Source organism: Croceibacterium mercuriale, assembly GCF_000802385.1.
Classification (GTDB): domain Bacteria; phylum Pseudomonadota; class Alphaproteobacteria; order Sphingomonadales; family Sphingomonadaceae; genus Croceibacterium; species Croceibacterium mercuriale.
In genome coordinates this window covers 1-15,967 of the sequence record NZ_JTDN01000005.1, presented here as the reverse complement: position 1 = coordinate 15,967, position 15,967 = coordinate 1, and the positions used below count along the sequence as shown (strand labels likewise).

Here is a 15,967-nt window from a genome sequence, read left to right as displayed (position 1 = left end):
GGCCCGGCCTCTTCGCCAGCGCCACTGCCGATGCTGGACGATGGTGACCTGACCCAGGTTGTCGCCGATCCCCTGCGGTTCAAGCAGCGGCTGCAGATCGGTGAAGAGGCTTTCGCGCTGCTCAGAGCCAAGAAGCATCTGTTCACCGCGTACGAGACGGCAGGGGCAGCGGCCACGGCGGCCGGCGTCGCCAGCTCCTCGGCTGTTGCCGGCACATTCTTTGCACCTTCAGGTCTTGCCGCTGCGCTGGGTCTTGCGACTGCCGCCACGCCGGTTGGCTGGATCGTCGCCGCGGCCGTGCTGGCGGGCGGAGGCTATTACGGCGTGTCGCGCTGGTTCGCGAACAAGTCGGACGCTTTCGTGGACACCATTCCCAAATACATCAACACGCCGATCGATGTGCTGGGCGCCGCACTTGTCGATCTGCTGGGTAGCCTTGCGTTGCGCGTCGCCATGATCGACGGCCGGATCGATCCGGAAGAGCGCACCTGCATCAAGGATCACCTTGTGCAGGATTGGGGCTTCGATCCAAATTACGTGGCCCATGCCCTGGATGCGCTGACGCCATCCGCCGATCTGACACGGGTGAAGACCATCACGCGCGACCTGGCGCAGTTCCAGGCCGCGAACCCGGATTGCAATGCCCCTGCCATGCAGGCCGAACTGATGAGGTTCCTGCGCGAGCTGGTTGCAAGCGACGGCGTTGTGGATGAGCGGGAGGAACTCGCACTCGAGGCAATCGAGCGGGTGCTGCAGGAAGAAAGCCAGAGTGCCATCGCACAAATCGGCGGGAGCCTGGCTGATATGTCCAGCAAGGTCAGGGACACCGCGGCGAGTACCGCTGGTTGGGTAGGTAATAGCGCAAGGGCATTGGGAGGGCTGTTGCCCAAATCGTCGCCGCGTGCCGAACGCAATGGGTGATCACCGCGCCCTTGGGCGGTAATGTCGAGATTAGCTGCAATCGCAGGGCTGGGGCAGGAAGCGCGTGCTTCCCCCTTGATCGCCCACTGAACTCAGGATGCCATCTTCATCACCCGTTCGGCGCCTTTCTCCGATAGTGAGAACATGTCTGTCTGCTGATCGTAAGTGAGGTATCCGAGTGAGGCGAGGCGCGAGACAGCGCCAAGGTCCAGAGCCGTTGGTCGACAAGGATCAAAAGAGCGGTGCTCGCCATTCGCCCGTGCGGCAATCGTCCTCAGCCACGTGCCATCCCTCTCCGTTTCTGATTTGGCGCGTTGGACAGGACTAAGAATCCGCGATGCATACGCCGCACGGCTGCCACCTGATCCTGACCCGCTTGTGGTGCGCATGGGAGTGCCGGTTCCGGGACTATCCGCACTCGCACCGTCAAGATCGACTTCAAATTTATGACCGCATTTGAAGCAGTACCATTGACGGTCATACTGAGCCTGCGAGGCAGCGCGCTGCTTCGTTTGGGACATGCCTATGCCCAACGCCGCGATGCCGGCGATAACGAACGCAATCGGACCCGCCATGATGAACGAAGCAACATCATCGGCGATGGAGAAGCCGATTAGGAGAGCAACGACAAAAACACCGAAGAAAGTGAACACCTCCAGCGCGCAACCCGCAGATGCATTTAGCGCGGCGGCGCCGCTGATCCGTTCGCTGCTGTTGCGCCCGGCCCAGACACCGGGGCCGCCTCTTGAATACGAAATGCCACTGCTTCGACCTCGGGACGACGAGATACCCTGATCATAGATGGCCGAACTCTTCTTGACGCTGCCTGCGCCACACCGCGGACACCTTATCATGTGCTACCGTGCTCCAGTCCCCAAAAGCCACGCACAGGGGTGCTACACAATTCTGACCCGCTCCACCTCTGCCAGCGTGATTTCGTCCCGCCGGCGATCGTAGAGCTGTGTCGTACGGGTTGAGCTATGATTGGCCATGGCAGCCGCGTTCTCCAGCGTGCCGCCATTCTTCAGATAGGTGGTGATGCCGGTCGCCCGGAAGGTGTGATTGCCGATCGCGGTGGCGATCCCGGCAGCCTTCGCGCGCCGGCGTACCATCGCCCAGGCATTGGCCTGCGGCAGCGGCGTGTCGCTCAGCTGCCTGGTCCCGCGCGCGATCGTCCGGAACAGTGGCCCGCGTTGATCGGTAAGCCGGCAGCCCTCGATATAGGCGTGGAGATACTCCTCCAGCTGGTGGTGGCAGGGCATTTCGTGGCGCTTGCTGCCCTTCTCGTGCAGGCGGACCCACAGCCGGCGATTCTGCACAAACACGTCCTCGCGGCGCATCGCCAGCGCCGCACCGATCCGCGCGAAGCTGTAGACCATCAGCCCGATCAGCGCCCGGTCGCGCAGGCCGGCATCGGTCGAGATATCGATGGTGTCGAGCAGCGTTCGCGTCTCGGCCGCCTCCAGCACCGGCGTGCGCCCGCGGCGTACCACATGCGCCGGACCGCGCACCGACGCCGCCGGATTCACTGGCACCACTTGGCCGACCACCAGCCAGTCGAACAGGTGGCGCACCGCTGCGAGCCGCTGTTTGACGGTCGGCGGGGCAAGCTCGCGACCGAGCTCCTCGATCCAGGCGGCGACATGGATCGGGGCAATGCCGGCTAGGCCTGCCACGCCGTGCCCCTCGACCCAGGCCAGGAAATCGCCGGCCGCCCGGGCGTAGGCCCGGCGGGTATGCGGGTTGCGGATCGCAGCAGCGAAGAACTCGAGGAAGCGTAGCTGCGCCCGCTCGTCCGCCGCGGCGACCAGCACCGGCAGACTTGGGCCGCTGCCAGCTGCCAGGACGACAGAAGCGGTCATTCTTCGGTCTGCAGCTCATATGCGGCAATGTCCGCCACCCGGGCGACTTCCTCCAGGCGCCATTCGGCCCAGCTGCCCACCGCCTTCAGCGACGGCCGCGGCTTGGAATAAGCACCGCCGTCGATCCACGAGGCGGTCTGTGTGACCCCATCGGCCTCGGCCTGCGCCACCATCGTATCGTGCGGCATCAGGTACCAGTCGTCGCCATGGGGAAAGGCGATCCAGATCTCGCGGTCCAGGTACTTCCTGTCGATGGTCCAGCGGCTTTTCAGCTGGACCTTGCGGGTAACGTTGTCGCTTTCGCGATGGAGGATGAAATCGATCCCGCCATCATAGACCGGCAGAAAGGCGTTGAAGCCCTGCTCCAGCATGAGGCTGATCACCGTGTTGCGGTTGATGACCTCGCGGACCTGCGATCGATAGCGGCTCATCGGCGGAATCTAGCTGCGCCTGAGCGTATGATAAAGGACATTATCACATACTGTTGGAACGCAGGTAATCCCTCTGGTGATCTGTTTGCCGCGCAGAATTGTGCACTAGAAAAAGAAAATGCCCTATCATGTCCTTTCCAGTTGAAAGGACATGATAGGGCATGTATCAAGCTGTCAGAGCACGAACCAGCTGGCAGGCCTTCGTGCTCCTGAACCGAACCAAGCAGGGAACAGTTATGAACAGCAATGGCCTCTTTATCACAACGGACACCCTCCGGTCACTCCCCCGCGACCTTCAGGATGCGCTCCTTGTGGCAACTCTCGGGCAGGCGGCAAGACCGTCTCCAGCCTCTGCCGCCGGCATACTCGACGAGGAGGATGAAAACTTCGCTCAGCTCTCGCCAGCGCAAGCTCGCGAATTCTATTCCGGCTGCGGAGAGAAGACCCGTAAAGCGCTGGAAGTGATCGCCAACAGCGACAGCCGGCAGTTCCATCTCGCCGACGTTGCCAAGGCAATCGGTGTGGAGCCTGGCGAACTGCGTGGGGTATGGGGTGGCCTGACCCGCCGCCTTTCCACGGTGACCGGCGACAGCGATTGCTACCTGATCAACTGGGAGCGTCACGACGGCGAATTTGATGAAGAAGGCAACTATGTTGATCACATCGGAGAGGTTTCCGAACTCACCTATCAAAGCTTCCGCCGGCTGTTGGTAAAGTGAGACTCACGGTGGCGCGCATGGCGCGCGCCACCGACCGGATCGATGCTCTGGCGGTCGGCCCGTTCTGACCATGTCTGGCAAAGGTGAGCTCATGCACATTCACCCAATCCGCACTGACGGGGACTATAAGGCAATGCTGCGAGAGATCAGGGCAACGGCAGACAGGGACGATGCACGAAACTGCTGAACTCGCCGCGATCATGGAGCGCCTGCGGGCAGGACATGATATGCTGCCCTTTCTTACCGGGCTCCACCCTGCCGGACAGATGCAACTCCGGCCGATGCCGTTCGAGATGCAGGCTCTGCTGGAAGCAACCACGGACTATCGACCGCCCGATCCGGGGCAAGGACCAGTCTGGCTGCAGGTTGCCAGCCTAGACGATGCGGCCGAGCTCATAGTGTACCGCGTCATTGGCGGTACTCTGTATGTCGTTGCACCAGAGCCGTAGGTCGCCTGCCCTCGTCCAGTAATTGCACGAAAGTTGCAGTAGGTTCCATATTTGTTCTTGCCCTATGGAACGGTGTGGGACACAGTGGCACAAATCTTCCCAGAGGTGCCTCTTGCGTTCAGCCGTTTCCGAGTTTTCCCGCCTTCGCACCAGCGCAGGCATCAGCGTCGATGCGTTTGCGGCGACATCGGGCTTCTCGCGCCGGACGGTGTATCGCTGGGAAAGCGGCGACGTTCCTCCCCGGCAAGCGGCAGTGAAGCTGCTGGACAGCATAATCCGGGAGAGCCGGGCGGCAAAGCCGCAAGGCAAGGCCTTCCGTTTTATCGACCTGTTCGCCGGCATTGGCGGCTTGCGTCGCGGGTTCGATGAATGGGGCGAATGCGTCTTTACCAGCGAGTGGGACCGCCATTCGCAGAAGACCTATCTCGCCAATTATGACTGCCAGCATGAGGTCACCGGCGACATTACCGAAGTGCCGGTGGAGAGCATCCCGGATCATGACCTGCTGCTGGCGGGCTTTCCGTGTCAGCCTTTCTCAATCGCTGGCGTGTCCAAAAAGAATGCCCTCAATCGACCCCACGGCTTCGCCGATGAGACGCAGGGCACGCTGTTCTTCAATGTCGCGAAGATCATCCAGCACCACAGGCCCAAGGCCTTCCTGCTGGAGAACGTCAAAAATCTCGTTAATCACGACAAGGGCCGGACGTTCGAGGTCATTCACCGTACGTTGACCGAGGAGCTGGGCTACCAGGTCCATTGGAAGGTCATCAATTCCAAGGCCTTCGTGCCCCAGCAGCGTGAGCGCATTTTCATTGTCGGCTTTCGTGATCCGAACGATTTCACCTTTGCCGACCTCGTGCTGCCCGATCCGCTCAATGGGCCGAAGCTGGGCACCATCCTGCATCCCGAGGATGGTACGGAGGAACTGGACGCCCCCTACACGCGCGGGAACATCGCGTCAGTGTCCGAGAAATACACGCTGACCGATCACCTGTGGCGCTATCTTCAAGGTTATGCCGAGAAGCATAAGGCGGCCGGTAACGGGTTCGGTTTCGGACTGGTCGGCCCCAACGACGTCGCCCGCACCCTGTCGGCGCGCTACTACAAGGACGGATCGGAAATCCTTGTCGAGCAGAAGGGAAAGAACCCCCGCCGCCTGACACCGCGCGAATGTGCCCGGCTGATGGGATTTGATGAGCCGGACGGCCGCGATTTCATTATCCCGGTGTCCGACACGCAGGCCTATCGCCAGTTCGGCAACGCCGTCGTGGTGCCGGTGGTGAAGGCCGTGGCCGAGCATATGCTGCCATGGCTGCTTGACCCTGCGGAGATCGAACCGGAGCGGCTTCAGCGAAAGCTGGCACTTGCCGGGTGATATAGTCGATGCGGCGACGCGCAGCCGCATGATGGCCGGGATCAAGGGGAAGAACACCAAGCCCGAGTTGGTGGTGCGGAGCGGCCTTCATGCCGCCGGCTTCCGTTTCAGGCTGCACGATCGCGCATTGCCCGGAAAGCCGGATATCGTGCTGCCGCGCTGGCGAGCGGCTGTCTTCATCCACGGCTGCTTCTGGCACGCCCATGATTGTTCGCTGTTCCGCTGGCCAGGCACCCGGCAGGAGTTCTGGCGGCAGAAGATCGGCCGCAATCAGGAGCGCGACGCCGAGGTGGAGGTCGCGCTTGACCATGCCGGATGGCGCGTGCTCAAAATCTGGGAATGTTCAATGAAAGGCCCCGGCAGGATCGGGGCCGATGCCGTCGTGTTGCTTGCGGCCGACTGGCTGCGCTCCGATCAGCGGCAAGGTGAAATCAGGGGGACGGATCGTGCCGGTGGGTGATCTTGTTGAGTGGCTGGATGAGTACGGCGGACCGGGGTTCGTCTGGTATGTGAAGCGCCTGTCCGGCAACGACACTTTGGCGAACGACAGCCACCAGGCCGGACCCTATATCCCGCGCGAGGTCCTGTTCGACTTCTTCCCGATGCTCAATCAGCCGGCGGTGAAGAACCCGGACGTATGGTTCGACCTCTATGTTGATTCCCATCCTGACCATCAGCGGGTCCGGGCGGTCTGGTACAACAACAAGCTTCACGACAATCCCAAGAGCGGGCGCAACGAGACGCGGCTGACCAACTTTGGTGGGCAAACCTCCGCACTGCTTGATCCCGAAAGCACCGGCGCGCTGACCATTTTTGCCTTCAGCAAGGTCGATCCGGCCGCGGTGCCCGACTGCCACGTTTGGGTTTGCCGGCATGAGACGGAAGAGGATCTTGTCGAGGACCGGGTCGGACCGGTCGAGCCAGGCAAGTGGCTGCTGTGGCCGCGGGTGCAAGATGGCTTGCTCGGTCTGTTGCAGGCGCCAGCGGCGCGCGCGAACTGCTGGCTGACTCATGATGAAATTCCTGTGGCGTGGCGGGCAAAGTTTCCGTCGGGCGCTGACATTATCCGCAAGGCGGTCGAACTGCGTGCTGATGCCGGTCTTGATCCCGACAAGCGGCTGATCCGTAGGCGTGATTGCGAGTTCGAGATTTTTCGCAGCGTCGAGCAGGCGATCGAGCTGCCGTTCATTCAGGCCGGCTTCGCAACGGTGGACGACTTTGTAGCGCGCGCGCAGACTATCCTCCAGCGCCGCAAGGCGAGGTCTGGTCGATCGCTGGAGCTGCATACACGCGCGATCTTCGTGGAGGAGCGACTGGTTGAAGGAACGCACTTTGTTCATCAGCCGGAGTCTGAGCCCGGCAAGCGGCCCGACTTTCTGTTCCCGTCAGTGGCGGCCTATCGCGATGCCGATTTTCCAGCTGAACGGCTCCGGATGCTGGCGGTCAAAACGACGTGCAAGGATCGCTGGCGGCAAATTCTCAACGAGGCTGATCGTATACCTGCCAAGCACCTGCTGACGTTACAGGAGGGTGTGTCGGAGCCGCAGTTTCGCGAGATGACGAATGCGGGTGTGCAGCTCGTAGTGCCGGCGGGTATCATCGACACGTTCCCCAAGGGTGTTCGGCCTCACCTCCAAACGCTGGAAAGCTTTATCGGCGATGTGCGGCTTCTGCCACTAGCAGGATAACAAGGTTGGATGTCTTGGCCTTTGCTGACGATCTCCTTGTGATCGCCCCCACATTCCGCTTTCTTGTCTGAGGATGGTGCAGAAGTGGTGACTTGGCGGAGTTGGGATGCAGCTACATTTTCAAGAAATCAGGCCTGGAGACGTCGAGCAGGAGCTAACGCAGAAGGACCAGTTTGATACCGATAAGGTGCCCCTGACCGCGACTTTGGTCAGGGAAGCACTTCAGAATGTGATGGATGCGCGGGCTCCAAGTTTCGATCAGGCGCTCCGCGTGCGCATCGCTTTTCATAACAGCACCGCCGACCGGGAATTCTGGGAGGAGTTGTTTACCGGCTTTCGCCACCATCTGGATGCCAGTGGCGTTTCGATCGAGGGCGTTAGGCTGGACGCCCCTCGCTTTCTGCTAATCGAGGATTTCGGGACCACAGGCCTGCGTGGCGCTACCGAGGAACGCGATGAACGTGAGTTCTCCGATTTCTGGCGCCGCGTTGGCAAGTCACACAAGAGTAGCGGCAAGGGTGGCAGCTGGGGTTTGGGGAAGCTGGTGTTCCCAGTTTCATCGACCCTCCGATGCTTCTTTGGACTGACGATCAGGAGTGACGACAGTTCGCGTCAACCCAAACTGATGGGGCAGACGATCCTCAGCACGCACGTTCTGGATGGCAGGCGCTATGTGCCGCACGGCTTTTTCTGCAACCTCGGGCAGGATGGCATTCAGGTGCCAGCGGTTGATGACACAACAGTAGAACGGTTTCGTCGTGCGAGCGGATTCGCCCGTACAGATCAGCCCGGCTTGTCCATCGCAATCCCTTTTCCCCGCCAAGAGATCACGATTGAAACGCTGATCCCCTTTGTGATCGAGCATTACTTTTTTCCGATCCTGACGGGCGAACTGATCATCCAGATCGGCGATGAAACCATCTCGGCGGAGACCCTTGAGCAACTGGCGGAACGGTATCCAGCGGCAGTGCTGAAAGACGGTCACATGATTGCCTTCATCAAGGCGCTGGACGCCGCCAGGACGGCGGATGCACCGGTCAATGTACCGGATGGCTGGGATAGCTCTGCCGGGTTGGAGGCTGTGCTGGATGCGGCTCTCGTTCAGGAGTTGCGGGCGCGATATCTGCGTGGAGAGTTGCTTCATTTCCGCCTGCCAATTGCCTGCAACTCAATGGCTGAAGGCCGGCTCACAGGAAGCTTCGATGTTTTTCTGCAACCGGCCCCGGCCGGTGCCAGCCCGGTACCGCTGTTCATTCGAAATTCGATCACAGTCCCGAATGAGGCCAGCTACTTCACAAATCCGCACGTTTTCGCGGCTGTGGTAGCTTCGGACAAGGTCGTCAGTTCCTTTCTGCGCGACGCAGAGAATCCTGCTCACACCAGTTGGAACGGACGCGCGGAGAAGCTGATGGCCCGATGGCGAACCCCCGGTTCAACACTGCCAAAAATTCGGCACAGTGCCCGGAAGCTGGATCAGCTGGTAGGCAACTCGGAGAATATCATTGATCCGGACGCGCTGATTTCCCTTTTGCACATTCCGAAGCCTGCCACGGCAAAAAAGCGGAAGGTTCCAAATCCAATCAGCCCCCCGTCTCCGACCCCGCCGGAGCCGACGCCACGACCGTATCGGATCATTCCCAACGTGGGCGGCTTTACAGTGAAGGGAGCGGGCGAGAGCGCAGCTTCCGAAATGCCGATGTCTATCAATGTCCGGATGGCTTACGCGATTGCCCGCGGCGATGCGTTCAAGCGGTACGATCGCAACGATTTCAGTCTGACCGGGCCAACCGACATCGGGATACAGGCTGAGGGAGCCACCAGCCAACCTGCCGCTGACAATGTCCTGCTGATTGAGGCTGATGCTCCCGATTTCAGTGTCACCGTGAGCGGCTTCGATCCCAATCGCGATGTTATCGTCCAATCAAACAGGGTGAGGGCATGAAGCGGACGATCAACTCGACGGGCCGCAAAAAACTGACGCTGGATCAGGTCATCATCAGGATTGAAGATCCGGCAGTTCCCGGAGGTACCCGCCGCTTCTCGGCCGAGCTGACAGGGCTTGACGACATGAACCTGCCAGCGGACGCTAGGATTTATGTCGAGCCTTACGCGAGGTCCTCCTTCATGCGGTTCGACTATGGAACCGTAGCTACTCTTCGGGCGCCGTCTGACACCGGACTTGTCGATATCGACGCTGGATCTCCCGTCCTATTCGATGTGAAAGTCGTAGACGAAAGTGAGAACATCGGCCGGATTCTGGCTGCCGCCAGAGCGATCAGTCCTGTCAACTCTGTCGAGGGTGACGACAACCGGCGCTCGCTCCTTCCGGTTGAGTCACGCGATCTTGGCGAGCTGGTATGGCAGCTCGACATGTCACCCGACGCCCGCCCGGTCCTAGTCCTGAACAGCCGGGTTCCGAATGCGCTTGTCCGGCTGAAAAGCGATCCGCTCATCCAGGGAGCGATCCTGCCTGCCGCTATTGCCCTGATCCTCGACAGGCTGCTTGATCCACTGGGTTCCGGTACGGAAGACGACGAGTGGGTCAATGACTGGCTGACCTGGTACCGGGCTGCCACGGGAACTGAGCCGGAGGAGCTGCTGGATGCCGATGAACGACGTAATCTTGTACTGAACGCCTGCCAGAGTTTTGCGACGCAGCAGCGGTTTGCCACGCGTACCGAGGGGTTTGGTGACCAGCAGGAAGGGTCAAACAATGACTGAACCGTTGCGCAGGCTCACTGACGAGGGAATTGATCACTTTCGAGAATATATCGAGCGGATCCGTAACGGGGCGAAGATTCAGCCCCCGTCCGATCTGCTAACAGATCCGGTTTTCTCGGAACCGGTCGCAGGCAGGGTGATGCTACCGCTTGACCTCCCAGAGGACGCTTTAAGCGACCGCTTCAGGTTCGGCATATGGCTGAGGGACTTGCTGGCTCCATTACAGCAGAACACGCTTCCAAGGGATTACCACCTCTGGAACTGGCTTTCGCTGCGGTTCTTCGATCAGCTTTGTGCCGCTGGAGGTGACGATATCCGTCGGCCTCGCCGGGATGAGGCATACATCCTCGATGCCGCGTTCTCGCATACAAAGTACTATCGCCATCTGGTTCGAATGGCTTGGATGGCGGTCAGTCTGCACGGCGAATACGGCAAGATCCTGCTGAAGTCGCGGAGCACCGATGGACCTCCCCTCGCTGGATCCGGCGAGATCGTAGAGCAACTCGCCTCTCGGCAAAGCCTTTTTGGCAATGCCACGCTTATTGAGGGCGCCTATCGACTATACTTCAGTGAAGATGAGCAACGCCCACGGAAGGGTGCCGGCGGTTCTGGTGCAGGTTCTCCACGGCGCTTGGCAACGATCGTCCAACAACTCGATCTGACCTATGATCTGAGAGATTGTACACCGGAGCAGTTTATCGAGCTCCTGCCAAAAGAGTTTAACCGATGGAAGCTGCCGGCTGAGGCGTGAAGGCCCGCCAAGGCAAGGGCCAGTTAAATTACGCGTAACTCGTGGGCTGCCGAGTTGCCGCCAGACCGCGGCATGCGATTGCTCTTGACGATCAGCGCTATTCTCAGGGCAGGTTTTGCCAGTACGCGCCTAGGGTGCCCATAACGATAAGCCTCCTCATTCCCCGGCGACGCTTCTGGTGAAGGACGAGCTGCCGGCGATTGGAAATACGGAGGCAATCTGTTTGAGTGACGCAGGGAAAAGTGACACCAGCTTGCCGCTTAGTGCTAAGCGACTATGCTACTATGCCGCCTCGCATTATTGAGGCGGCGCTCAAACTCACCCAGTCTTCTCGCAAGGACAAAACGATGCAGGCAATTATCCGTTTCTCAATTGATGGCGATCAGAATAGTCACCTCAGAAACAAACTTGCTACCGTTCTTCAAGCCGCAGGGTTCGGCAAAAAAGCAAACACGGCGACTTGGGTCAACGACGCAATTGATACGGACGGTCTGGCCGTTGCAACACAAGCGTTTTGGTCAACAGCGCATACGCACCTTGGACCTGGCAAGGTTGATCACTTCTGGATGCATTCCGAACGCGACTTTCTTGGCTACGCGCAGGACGTTGCCGCTGGTAGCCCCATTAGCGAAGATGAGGAGCCAGGTACCTAAGCCGCTAACCGCCGACCTTGCTACTAAGCTATTAACTCATTATGCTAGTAAGCGATATAAGTCGCTTAGTCGCTTAGTCGCTTTTTGGGAGTTTGTATGCAGGTCTGGGCTGTGATTGCGCAAAAGGGGGGGCAGTCAAAAACCACCCTCTCTACCGGATTTGCGGTTGAAGCGGCTCGAGAAGGGGCGGCCGTTGTAATCCTTGATGCCGACGATCGACAGGGGTCGGCGCTCTACTGGTCGGAGCGTCGTGACGCCGAGGACGTGATGGTGAAGGACAGCAGCGTTGCCGGCCTGCCTCTTCATGTGTCGCGGGGGCGCAGCAGCGGTAAGATCGACCTCATTATCATCGATACCCCGGCTAATTCGAAAGACATTGCAATGCTTGCGGCCGAGCAGGCCGACTTCGTTGTCATCCCGGTGGCGCCGCGCGGCCTCGACGTTCATTCGGTGCTGCAAACCGTCAAGCAAGTGCAGCAGGCTGGGACGCCGTTCGCCGTGATACTAACCCAGGTGCCGCATCAGGGGGGGGAAGGACAGGAGGCTCGCGCCGGCTTCGCCGCTAGAGGTGTCACTGTGTTTGATAGCCGCCTTCACTTCCGCAAGGATTTTTATAAGGCCACGCCACTCGGCAAAACCGCTACCGAGACGGAACCTGACAGCAAGGCCGCGGCCGAGTTGCGAGCCGCTTACAGTGAGGCTAAGCGACTAAGCGGATATGCTAATAAGCCAATAAGCGAGGACGCATGATGGTGAGGAAGCCTTCTGCATTGGCGGGCATCTTTGATGATGAGCCGGAAACGGCTCACATGACGGCTGCCGTTTCTCCACCCGAAGCAGAGCCGGTAGCACACGCGATTACCCATGATACACGCAAGCGCAAAAATGTTGCCCCGACTAAACGGAGCAGCCATCCCGGCAAGAAGCCAGTGCTGATCCACATCCCGGAAGATATGCACCGCACGCTGCGTCAGCTCAGCGTGGAAGAGGGCGGAGAGCCGCTTACCGTCATCACCGAGCGGCTGCTGCGCCAGTATTTGGTCAAGCGCGGCCATACTAAGTTCGCTCCGTGAGCAAGCGGCGCGACCCCAACCCCGAGTTCGACCTGTTCATTCCGGCGCTCGGCGACCTCCCGCTGAAAGATCAGCGGGAAGTGATGGAGCGTCCGTTCTTTTCGCTCCAGAAGCGTAAGCGCCTCAAGCCGATCGAGTATCAAAGTCCGGATGGGGAGGCGTGGGTGCGCGTCCAGGCCATCGCCGAATATGGAATGGCGACAATCTGGGATGCGGATATCCTGATCTGGGCTGCTTCGACGCTCAACCGCATGAAGCAAGAAGGCGTGAATGACCTTCCTCGCACCCTAACCACTACCCCCTACGACCTGTTGCGAGCCATCAAACGCAGCACGGGCGGACGAGACTATCAGGAGCTTCAGGCGGCACTTCTGCGCCTTCAGACGACCTCCATCACGACGTCTATCCGCGCCACTAAGCGCCGGCAGAAAGCGGGCTTCAACTGGCTGGACAGCTGGACCTTCGACACCGACGCCGAAACGGAGCAGCCGCGAGGCATGACGCTCACCCTGTCGGATTGGGTTTACGACGGGATCGTGAACGAGAAATCGCTTCTAACGATGCACCCGGATTATTTTCTTCTGTCAGGAGGATTGGAACGCGCCCTGTACCGCATCGCCCGCAAACACGCGGGATTGCAGCGCGGTGGGTGGGTGTGCCGCGTCGAGGTGCTGCATGACAAGACAGGTAGCGACGCACAGCCCAAGGAGTTCAACCGAATGCTGCGCCGGGTGGTCGAAGCCGATCAGCTCCCCGAGTATGGTATGAAGCTCACCGAAACAGCCGACAAGAGCCCTGCCGTGCAGTTCCGCCTCAGAGGCGAAGCTGAAGCATTGGTTTTTGCCGAAAAGATGCGGGAGGCGGAGGCAAGTCGCGAGCGCTTCGCGGCCGAACGCCGGCATGCAAACGAGGTGGACGCTCGTATGGACCGCTTGGCAAAGCAGCGCTGACTATCGGGGTTTCACCCACCGTTGATCTGAGAACTGCTAGCCAAGGGAGCTGTAGAAGCAGGCAAAAGCCAATAGGATGGCACAATCCACCACTTCAAAACGCTCGTAGCCTGTGGATAAGCACCAAAGATTACCGGGGTTTCACCCACCAAAGCTTCGGGGTTTCACCCACCGGACTATCGGGGTTTCACCCACCGAAACACGGGGTTTCACCCACCGAGCCATCCCTGAGACCCGCAGAAAATAGCCATTTTCTGAGGCATTTTTCAGGCTTAACTTGTTTAACAGATTCTATCTAACAGAATCCCTTAACGGCTCCGCGCATCACGCAAATGTGTACAAACGCCAGAAAGACCGGCCTTACGGCCGAAGGGGCTTGGCAGGAGGGTGAAGGAGGCAGGGCCGCACTTCCCCTCACAGGCAACACGCCGTCGCAATGAAGCGCTACAGTCCGGACTGGCGGACTCGGTTAGGCCTTCCGCAGTAGAGAAACACCAAAGCTGCGATCTCCTGTCTGCTGCAGCAAGATCTCGTCACCCTCCGCTGCATCCATCTGCCGATAGAAATCGCGCACAGCGCCACGTTCACGCAGGATCATCTTGTCGCCGGCGATGTCGGTCTCGACCGTGATGCCAGGCGTAAAGATGACCAAGACCGGCCGGCCCGCTTCCGCCCTGCTGGAGCCTCCGATACTGTCCAGCGGCAGCAGGTGGCGGGCCGGGCGCAGACTGAAATGCCCGTTACGCAGATTGCCACCACTCAACGGAATGCGAATGCCGGTGGGTACGATTTGAGAAGACGTAACGGCAGCCGTTGCCGGACTGAGCACACGCACCGGTTGCGGAGCAGGGTGGACGGTGTGTGGACGTGGCGCCATCGGGCGGGGTGCCGCACCGCCGGCAGCGATCATCCCGCCTGCGGCGATCCGCTCCTGCACCTCCGATGGCAGATCCACCCAAGTCACCGCACCCGACGGATGGCGATAGGGCACCGGCGTGGGCAGCACCCGCACATCCGCCAGCACCCAGGGGGTGAACCACCGGTATCCATCCTGCGCGATCATCCCGGCCGGAATGCAGTGGCGATCGGCGTGGACGACCATGTCGGCGGCGGACAACGCCGGCAGGCAGTCCACGATCCGGGCGGTGGCGACCACCTGCCCGCTACCCTTCCGCACCAGCGCAATGGTGCCACGCTTAGTCGTCGGGCGGGAGCGCATCTCCCAATCCTTGCGGCCGGCCATGATGTGGCCGATCCATGGTTCGTCGATGATCAGAGCCTGGGTGGGTGCTTGTGTCTGAGTCATGGGGTCTTTCGTGAGCGGGGCCGGGAAGGGGAGCGGGTGCATCAGGCCGGCTGCCAGTAGCTGTGCAGCGCCTCGATCAGGCTGTCGGGCGAGACCTGCAGCGCCTCGGCATAGCGGCGCAGTTCGGCATGGGTCGGCATCTCGCCTGCAGCGCGGCGGGCGACGATAGCCGCCTCCTTCGCCTGCAGATCGGGCGTGGCAGAGTGTACCCGCTGCCGAACCTTGGCGAAGCCGTCGTCTCCGGGGGTGAAATGCAGATCCCCGGCGACGAACCACGCCCAACGGCCTTCCGAAGTCTCACTTTCGCGCAGCGGCGCAAAGTTGCGGCGCGTGACGATCCAGTCGATCAGTGCGTTCCGGTCGAGCTTGGAGCGGACCAGGCTCAACCCGTCGCGGCTGAGTGTGTTGCGTACCGCAGTTGCCGGCATGCCGGTGAGCGCGCCGATCGCTTCCGTCACGCTGTGATCGGGCCTGCCGCTGTCGGGCAGGGCATCTTCAGGCAGGAAGCAGCCATCGGCGATCTGCCAGCGATAATAGGCGGACAGGATCGTGCGTTGCAGCGCGCTGCCGTCCCGGTCCAGCGGGGATCCATGCCGGCGGCCGAAGCGGACCAGGGAGGCGCACAGGATCTGCTCCAGCTCGTCGACATCTTCCCCCGCGATCGCCGGGCTTGCCGGCGTCGGGCGGAAGGCGCTGTGCCAGGCCGCAGTGACGATGCGGGTCATGTTGAAGCAGGCAAGGTCGATCCGCTCGCGGGCTTCCGGGCTTTCGCTGTCGTCCCGCCAGTCGAACGGGAAGCCGAGGAAGGCGCTCGCCGCCTCGTCACCTGCGATGCAGCCGATGTCGGAAGCCTGCGACTGAATGTGCTCCCTGAGTTCCTCCAGCACGGTTTCCAGCGTGAAAGGCACCTCGGGCATGGTGAAGGTCCACAGATCGTCCAGCGACGCCACAGGGCCGTCCACGAGCTCAAGCGAGCCTGCCGCGACCAGGCTGGGGGCCGAGCGGCCGTCCGACATGCGGATGGCGAAGCCCTGCTGGACCAGCTCCAGCGCCTCGGCATAGCTGGCG

General features: G+C 60.7%; 18 protein-coding genes. 13 read left to right on the top strand and 5 right to left on the bottom strand.

Translation table 11 applies throughout. From position 1 onward, the window contains the following. Nucleotides 1-30 precede the first annotated feature (30 nt). Nucleotides 31-921: a tellurite resistance TerB family protein gene (locus tag PK98_RS15635; RefSeq protein ID WP_052208959.1), complete on the top strand. Its 891-nt coding sequence runs from the start codon at nucleotides 31-33 to the stop codon at nucleotides 919-921. A gap of 92 nt (nucleotides 922-1,013) precedes the next feature. Here PK98_RS15635 and PK98_RS16925 read toward each other — a convergent pair whose 3' ends face one another. From PK98_RS16925 to PK98_RS16170, 3 genes are all read right to left on the bottom strand, one after another. Then, on the bottom strand, nucleotides 1,014-1,574 hold the full coding sequence (locus PK98_RS16925; protein WP_152608780.1) for a hypothetical protein: 561 nt from the start codon (nucleotides 1,572-1,574) through the stop codon (nucleotides 1,014-1,016). Between the two features lie 243 nt (nucleotides 1,575-1,817). After that, nucleotides 1,818-2,783 carry a tyrosine-type recombinase/integrase gene (locus PK98_RS15630; RefSeq protein WP_039098000.1) on the bottom strand — a complete coding sequence of 322 codons (966 nt, stop codon included), beginning with the start codon at nucleotides 2,781-2,783 and terminating at the stop codon, nucleotides 1,818-1,820. Beyond that, nucleotides 2,780-3,214, bottom strand: coding sequence for a hypothetical protein (locus PK98_RS16170; protein ID WP_052208957.1), 435 nt, complete (start codon nucleotides 3,212-3,214; stop codon nucleotides 2,780-2,782). The genes PK98_RS15630 and PK98_RS16170 overlap by 4 nt, the downstream gene beginning before the upstream one ends. Nucleotides 3,215-3,375: 161 nt before the next feature. Between PK98_RS16170 and PK98_RS16920 the strand changes: the two genes are divergently transcribed. From PK98_RS16920 to PK98_RS15570, 12 genes are all read left to right on the top strand, one after another. Continuing rightward, nucleotides 3,376-3,933 (top strand): hypothetical protein, encoded by a 558-nt coding sequence (locus PK98_RS16920; protein WP_152608779.1) that lies wholly within the window; start codon nucleotides 3,376-3,378, stop codon nucleotides 3,931-3,933. A gap of 170 nt (nucleotides 3,934-4,103) precedes the next feature. Beyond that, nucleotides 4,104-4,382, top strand: coding sequence for a hypothetical protein (locus PK98_RS15615; RefSeq protein WP_039097998.1), 279 nt, complete (start codon nucleotides 4,104-4,106; stop codon nucleotides 4,380-4,382). Nucleotides 4,383-4,494: 112 nt separating this feature from the next. Continuing rightward, nucleotides 4,495-5,757: a DNA (cytosine-5-)-methyltransferase gene (gene dcm, locus PK98_RS15610; protein WP_039097997.1), complete on the top strand. Its 1,263-nt coding sequence runs from the start codon at nucleotides 4,495-4,497 to the stop codon at nucleotides 5,755-5,757. Beyond that, nucleotides 5,699-6,217 carry a very short patch repair endonuclease gene (locus PK98_RS15605; RefSeq protein WP_326998672.1) on the top strand — a complete coding sequence of 173 codons (519 nt, stop codon included), beginning with the start codon at nucleotides 5,699-5,701 and terminating at the stop codon, nucleotides 6,215-6,217. Before dcm ends, PK98_RS15605 begins: the two co-directional genes overlap by 59 nt. Further along, complete coding sequence (locus PK98_RS16540) at nucleotides 6,210-7,445, top strand: type II restriction endonuclease (protein WP_200885078.1); 1,236 nt, start codon at nucleotides 6,210-6,212, stop codon at nucleotides 7,443-7,445. Before PK98_RS15605 ends, PK98_RS16540 begins: the two co-directional genes overlap by 8 nt. A gap of 106 nt (nucleotides 7,446-7,551) precedes the next feature. Next, nucleotides 7,552-9,387 (top strand): hypothetical protein, encoded by a 1,836-nt coding sequence (locus tag PK98_RS15595; RefSeq protein ID WP_039097995.1) that lies wholly within the window; start codon nucleotides 7,552-7,554, stop codon nucleotides 9,385-9,387. Next, a complete protein-coding gene (locus tag PK98_RS15590; protein WP_039097994.1) occupies nucleotides 9,384-10,166 on the top strand; it encodes a hypothetical protein in 783 nt (260 codons plus the stop codon). Before PK98_RS15595 ends, PK98_RS15590 begins: the two co-directional genes overlap by 4 nt. Then, nucleotides 10,159-10,917: a hypothetical protein gene (locus PK98_RS15585; RefSeq protein ID WP_039097993.1), complete on the top strand. Its 759-nt coding sequence runs from the start codon at nucleotides 10,159-10,161 to the stop codon at nucleotides 10,915-10,917. Before PK98_RS15590 ends, PK98_RS15585 begins: the two co-directional genes overlap by 8 nt. 347 nt (nucleotides 10,918-11,264) lie before the next feature. Further along, the gene (locus PK98_RS16915; protein ID WP_161792463.1) at nucleotides 11,265-11,570 is read left to right on the top strand and encodes a hypothetical protein; all 306 of its coding nucleotides are present in this window, start codon (nucleotides 11,265-11,267) and stop codon (nucleotides 11,568-11,570) included. 96 nt (nucleotides 11,571-11,666) lie between these two features. Next, nucleotides 11,667-12,320, top strand: coding sequence for a ParA family protein (locus PK98_RS15580; RefSeq protein ID WP_039097992.1), 654 nt, complete (start codon nucleotides 11,667-11,669; stop codon nucleotides 12,318-12,320). Continuing rightward, the gene (locus tag PK98_RS15575) at nucleotides 12,317-12,643 is read left to right on the top strand and encodes a hypothetical protein (RefSeq protein ID WP_235425561.1); all 327 of its coding nucleotides are present in this window, start codon (nucleotides 12,317-12,319) and stop codon (nucleotides 12,641-12,643) included. Before PK98_RS15580 ends, PK98_RS15575 begins: the two co-directional genes overlap by 4 nt. Continuing rightward, entirely contained in the window at nucleotides 12,640-13,593 is a 954-nt protein-coding gene (locus tag PK98_RS15570; protein ID WP_039097991.1) for a replication initiator protein A, read from the top strand. Before PK98_RS15575 ends, PK98_RS15570 begins: the two co-directional genes overlap by 4 nt. A 469-nt stretch (nucleotides 13,594-14,062) precedes the next feature. Here the strand turns inward: PK98_RS15570 and PK98_RS16165 are convergent, their stop codons facing one another. Then, nucleotides 14,063-14,899 (bottom strand): ASCH domain-containing protein, encoded by an 837-nt coding sequence (locus tag PK98_RS16165; protein ID WP_052208952.1) that lies wholly within the window; start codon nucleotides 14,897-14,899, stop codon nucleotides 14,063-14,065. A gap of 41 nt (nucleotides 14,900-14,940) precedes the next feature. Further along, nucleotides 14,941-15,967 (bottom strand): hypothetical protein (locus PK98_RS17135; protein ID WP_039097990.1); only part of this gene is annotated, 1,027 nt, incomplete at its 5' end.

What these genes read in the sequence shown, in the direction of transcription:
- PK98_RS15575 (WP_235425561.1), top strand. Translation starts at nt 12,317, where the DNA reads ATGATGGTGAGGAAGCCTTCTGCATTGGCGGGCATCTTTGATGATGAG.
- PK98_RS16920 (WP_152608779.1), top strand. Translation starts at nt 3,376, where the DNA reads ATGTATCAAGCTGTCAGAGCACGAACCAGCTGGCAGGCCTTCGTGCTC.
- PK98_RS16165 (WP_052208952.1), bottom strand. Translation starts at nt 14,899, where the DNA reads ATGACTCAGACACAAGCACCCACCCAGGCTCTGATCATCGACGAACCA.
- PK98_RS15615 (WP_039097998.1), top strand. Translation starts at nt 4,104, where the DNA reads ATGCACGAAACTGCTGAACTCGCCGCGATCATGGAGCGCCTGCGGGCA.
- PK98_RS15630 (WP_039098000.1), bottom strand. Translation starts at nt 2,783, where the DNA reads ATGACCGCTTCTGTCGTCCTGGCAGCTGGCAGCGGCCCAAGTCTGCCG.
- PK98_RS15635 (WP_052208959.1), top strand. Translation starts at nt 31, where the DNA reads ATGCTGGACGATGGTGACCTGACCCAGGTTGTCGCCGATCCCCTGCGG.
- PK98_RS15580 (WP_039097992.1), top strand. Translation starts at nt 11,667, where the DNA reads ATGCAGGTCTGGGCTGTGATTGCGCAAAAGGGGGGGCAGTCAAAAACC.
- PK98_RS15595 (WP_039097995.1), top strand. Translation starts at nt 7,552, where the DNA reads ATGCAGCTACATTTTCAAGAAATCAGGCCTGGAGACGTCGAGCAGGAG.
- PK98_RS15590 (WP_039097994.1), top strand. Translation starts at nt 9,384, where the DNA reads ATGAAGCGGACGATCAACTCGACGGGCCGCAAAAAACTGACGCTGGAT.
- PK98_RS16915 (WP_161792463.1), top strand. Translation starts at nt 11,265, where the DNA reads ATGCAGGCAATTATCCGTTTCTCAATTGATGGCGATCAGAATAGTCAC.
- PK98_RS16170 (WP_052208957.1), bottom strand. Translation starts at nt 3,214, where the DNA reads ATGAGCCGCTATCGATCGCAGGTCCGCGAGGTCATCAACCGCAACACG.
- PK98_RS15585 (WP_039097993.1), top strand. Translation starts at nt 10,159, where the DNA reads ATGACTGAACCGTTGCGCAGGCTCACTGACGAGGGAATTGATCACTTT.